General features: G+C 56.3%; 2 rRNA genes. Both read right to left on the bottom strand.

Annotated features, from left to right (window positions below):
* Window positions 1-43 precede the first annotated feature (43 nt).
* A 23S ribosomal RNA gene (locus MJ604_RS23610) occupies window positions 44-3,181 on the bottom strand.
* Window positions 3,182-3,595: 414 nt separating this feature from the next.
* Window positions 3,596-5,121: ribosomal RNA gene (locus MJ604_RS23615) — 16S ribosomal RNA — on the bottom strand.
* Together the 16S and 23S rRNA genes form the textbook arrangement of a ribosomal RNA operon.
* Window positions 5,122-5,318 lie beyond the last annotated feature (197 nt).

A 5,318-nucleotide genomic window follows, 5' to 3' on the forward strand; every position in this document is an offset into this window, starting at 1 on the left:
TGGATGTGGACGCGAGGCTTTGTAGGTTTTTGTTGAGGGTTTGTAAGACAAGCCCTCGGCCTATTAGTACCGGTCGGCTGGGCATTGCTGCTGTACACCTCCGGCCTATCAACCCAGTGTTCTGCTGGGGGCCTTACCCCCTCGAGGGGGTGGGAAACCTCATCTTGAAACGTGCTTCCCGCTTAGATGCATTCAGCGGTTATCACTTCCGAACGTAGCTAACCAGCCGTGCCCCTGGCGGGACAACTGGCACACCAGAGGTTCGTCCATCCCGGTCCTCTCGTACTAGGGACAGCCTTTCTCAAGTTTCCTACGCGCGCGGCGGATAGGGACCGAACTGTCTCACGACGTTCTAAACCCAGCTCGCGTGCCGCTTTAATGGGCGAACAGCCCAACCCTTGGGACCTACTCCAGCCCCAGGATGCGACGAGCCGACATCGAGGTGCCAAACCATCCCGTCGATATGGACTCTTGGGGAAGATCAGCCTGTTATCCCCGGGGTACCTTTTATCCGTTGAGCGACGTCGCTTCCACATGCCGACGCCGGATCACTAGTTCCGACTTTCGTCCCTGCTCGACATGTCTGTCTCACAGTCAAGCTCCCTTGTGCACTTACACTCGCCACCTGATTGCCAACCAGGCTGAGGGAACCTTTGAGCGCCTCCGTTACATTTTAGGAGGCAACCGCCCCAGTTAAACTACCCATCAGGCACTGTCCCTGAACCAGATAATGGTCCTAGGTTAGACATCTAGTACGACCAGAGTGGTATTTCAACGTTGACTCCACAACCACTGGCGTGATCGCTTCACAGTCTCCCACCTATCCTACACAAGCCGAACCAAACACCAATACCAAACTATAGTAAAGGTCCCGGGGTCTTTCCGTCCTGCCGCGCGTAACGAGCATCTTTACTCGTAGTGCAATTTCGCCGAGTCCACGGTTGAGACAGCGCCCAAGTCGTTACTCCATTCGTGCAGGTCGGAACTTACCCGACAAGGAATTTCGCTACCTTAGGATGGTTATAGTTACCACCGCCGTTTACTGGGGCTTAAGTTCTGAGCTTCGCTAGTAAACTAGCTAACCCGTCCCCTTAACCTTCCAGCACCGGGCAGGAGTCAGTCCGTATACATCGTCTTACAACTTCGCACGGACCTGTGTTTTTAGTAAACAGTCGCTTGGGCCTGGTCTCTGCGGCCTTCACCGCTTTCACCCGCAAGGGGTGTCACGGATCCGGCCCCCCTTCTCCCGAAGTTACGGGGGCATTTTGCCGAGTTCCTTAACCATGGTTCGCTCGATCGCCTTGGTATTCTCTACCTGATCACCTGAGTCGGTTTGGGGTACGGGCGGCGCGTAGCTCGCTAGAGGTTTTTCTCGACAGCATAGGATCACCCACTACTCCATACGGATCGGCATCGTGTCTCAGGGTCGTGATCAAACACAGCGGTCCGGATTTGCCTAGACCGCCCCCTACGCACTTACCCGTGGACAACCATCGCCACGGTTGGGCTACCTTCCTGCGTCACCCCATCGCTTGACTACTACCAGCTCGGGTCCCACGCTCCGCCACCAGCTCTCGCCCCGAAGGGTCCGATACTCGTGGTTTCGGGTGGTTAGCATCACCAGGTTCGTCATGGGCGCTACTTTGCCGGTACGGGAATATCAACCCGTTGTCCATCGACTACGCCTGTCGGCCTCGCCTTAGGTCCCGACTTACCCAGGGCAGATTAGCTTGACCCTGGAACCCTTGATCATTCGGCGGCAATGTTTCTCACATTGCATTCGCTACTCATGCCTGCATTCTCACTCGTGTCGCGTCCACCCCTGGATCACTCCGGAGCTTCACTCGCGACACGACGCTCCCCTACCCATCCACACACCTGAACCAACCTCGAGGGCGGCTTAGCTAACGTGTGAATGCCATAGCTTCGGCGGATGACTTGAGCCCCGCTACATTGTCGGCGCGGAATCACTTGACCAGTGAGCTATTACGCACTCTTTCAAGGGTGGCTGCTTCCAAGCCAACCTCCTGGTTGTCACTGCGACTCCACATCCTTTTCCACTTAGTCACCGCTTAGGGGCCTTAGCTGATGGTCTGGGCTGTTTCCCTCTCGACTACGGAGCTTATCCCCCGCAGTCTCACTGCTGCGCTCTCACTTACCGGCATTCGGAGTTTGGCTAACGTCAGTAACCTGGTAGGGCCCATCGGCTATCCAGTGCTCTACCTCCGGCAAGAAACACGCAACGCTGCACCTAAATGCATTTCGGGGAGAACCAGCTATCACGGAGTTTGATTGGCCTTTCACCCCTATCCACAGGTCATCCCCTCAGTTTTCAACCTAAGTGGGTTCGGTCCTCCACGCGGTCTTACCCGCGCTTCAACCTGCCCATGGATAGATCACTCCGCTTCGGGTCTTGATCGTGCTACTCAAACGCCCTATTAGGACTCGCTTTCGCTACGGCTTCCCCACACGGGTTAACCTCGCAACACAACGCAAACTCGCAGGCTCATTCTTCAAAAGGCACGCCGTCACCTCAACACCCACAAGGGGCAGCCAGGCTCCGACGGATTGTAGGCACACGGTTTCAGGTACTATTTCACTCCCCGCCAGGGGTACTTTTCACCTTTCCCTCACGGTACTTGTCCGCTATCGGTCATCAAGGAGTATTTAGGCTTAACGGGTGGTCCCGCCAGATTCACACGGAATTTCAGGGGTTCCGTGTTACTTGGGATACCACTCAACAGTCGAATGCTTACACTTACGGGGCTATCACCCTCTACGGCGCCACTTTCCAATGGACTTCAACTTCACAGACGATTTCTTACTGTTTGCCCGGCCGGCAGACCGGACCAAGTGGTCCCACAACCCCCACTGCGCAACCCCTGCCGGGTATCACACGCAATAGGTTTAGCCTGATCCGATTTCGCTCGCCACTACTCTCGGAATCACTATTGTTTTCTCTTCCTACGGGTACTGAGATGTTTCACTTCCCCGCGTTCCCTCCACACGCCCTATATATTCAGGCGCGGGTAACACGACATGACTCGTGCTGGGTTTCCCCATTCGGACACCCCCGGATCACAGCTCGGTTGCCAACTCCCCAGGGCTTATCGCAGGCTCCTACGTCCTTCATCGGCTCTTGATGCCAAGGCATCCACCATGTGCCCTTCATAGCTTGTCTCACAAACACTCAACAAAAACTACAAAGACTCTGAACACCACCCACCACACCTCGTGGGGTCTGAAACCCACAAGCACTGGCTTGCACGGTGGCGTCAAAAATCCGATACCTCCTGGTGTAGAGGCATCGGAAGATGCTCGCGTCCACTATCCAATTCACAAGATCCATACCCATCACGGCCACCCACCCCAAGAAGAGGCGACTGGTCCGCGAAGGCGTTGAGGGTCTGATTCCTCAAAGCCCAACAGTGTGTCAGGTCCCGACCGCACCAACCCTGCCCAGGTTCCACACCCGCAAGCGGGCAGTACTGAGGACAACGCCGGCACCGGCGAGCTCTTCATCGACGATTCCACTAGTGAACACCACCAATGCCACTCACACGGACGGTGAGCGTGCGGGGTGTGTGCTCCTTAGAAAGGAGGTGATCCAGCCGCACCTTCCGGTACGGCTACCTTGTTACGACTTCGTCCCAATCGCCAGCCCCACCTTCGACGGCTCCCTCCACAAGGGTTAGGCCACCGGCTTCGGGTGTTGCCGACTTTCGTGACGTGACGGGCGGTGTGTACAAGGCCCGGGAACGTATTCACCGCAGCGTTGCTGATCTGCGATTACTAGCGACTCCGACTTCATGGGGTCGAGTTGCAGACCCCAATCCGAACTGAGACCGGCTTTTTGGGATTCGCTCCGCCTTGCAGCATCGCAGCCCTTTGTACCGGCCATTGTAGCATGCGTGAAGCCCTGGACATAAGGGGCATGATGACTTGACGTCATCCCCACCTTCCTCCGAGTTGACCCCGGCAGTCTCCTATGAGTCCCCACCATGACGTGCTGGCAACATAGGACGAGGGTTGCGCTCGTTGCGGGACTTAACCCAACATCTCACGACACGAGCTGACGACAGCCATGCACCACCTGTACACCGACAAAAGGGGCCATATCTCTACAGCTTTCCGGTGTATGTCAAACCCAGGTAAGGTTCTTCGCGTTGCATCGAATTAATCCGCATGCTCCGCCGCTTGTGCGGGCCCCCGTCAATTCCTTTGAGTTTTAGCCTTGCGGCCGTACTCCCCAGGCGGGGCGCTTAATGCGTTAGCTGCGGCACGGAACCCATGGAATAGGCCCCACACCTAGCGCCCAACGTTTACGGTGTGGACTACCAGGGTATCTAATCCTGTTCGCTCCCCACACTTTCGCTCCTCAGCGTCAGGACATGCCCAGAGAACCGCCTTCGCCACCGGTGTTCCTCCTGATATCTGCGCATTTCACCGCTACACCAGGAATTCCGTTCTCCCCTGCATGCCTCTAGTCTGCCCGTATCGAAAGCAAGCACCGAGTTAAGCCCGGTGTTTTCACTCCCGACGCGACAAACCGCCTACGAGCCCTTTACGCCCAATAATTCCGGACAACGCTCGCACCCTACGTATTACCGCGGCTGCTGGCACGTAGTTGGCCGGTGCTTCTTCTGCGGGTACCGTCACCACCATTACCGGCGCTTCGTCCCCGCTGAAAGAGGTTTACAACCCGAAGGCCGTCATCCCTCACGCGGCGTTGCTGGATCAGGCTTTCGCCCATTGTCCAATATTCCCCACTGCTGCCTCCCGTAGGAGTCTGGGCCGTGTCTCAGTCCCAGTGTGGCCGGTCACCCTCTCAGGCCGGCTACCCGTCGAAGCCTTGGTAGGCCATTACCCCACCAACAAGCTGATAGGCCGCGAGCACATCCTCCACCGAAAAAACTTTCCACCAGCACACCATGCAGTGACTGGTCATATCGGGTATTAGCCACCGTTTCCGGTAGTTATCCCCAAGTGAAGGGCAGATTACTCACGTGTTACTCACCCGTTCGCCGCTCGAGTACCCCCGAAAGGGCCTTTCCGCTCGACTTGCATGTGTTAAGCACGCCGCCAGCGTTCGTCCTGAGCCAGGATCAAACTCTCCGTTGAAAACAACACCCCCAACCAGCACAAAACCAGCTGAGGAAAAAGAGATGCCCCTGACAGGAGACACTGACAAAAGTTGTCAGAATCATTGTCAAAGAAATCCATCAACCACCACCGAAGTAGCAGTCAACGGGGCATTACAAACTAATTCGTCGACTATGACACACTGTTGAGTTCTCAAGAATCAGACGCACACCGTG

The sequence above is a fragment of the Nocardioides sp. SR21 genome, from assembly GCF_022761125.1.
Classification (GTDB): Bacteria; Actinomycetota; Actinomycetes; order Propionibacteriales; family Nocardioidaceae; genus Nocardioides.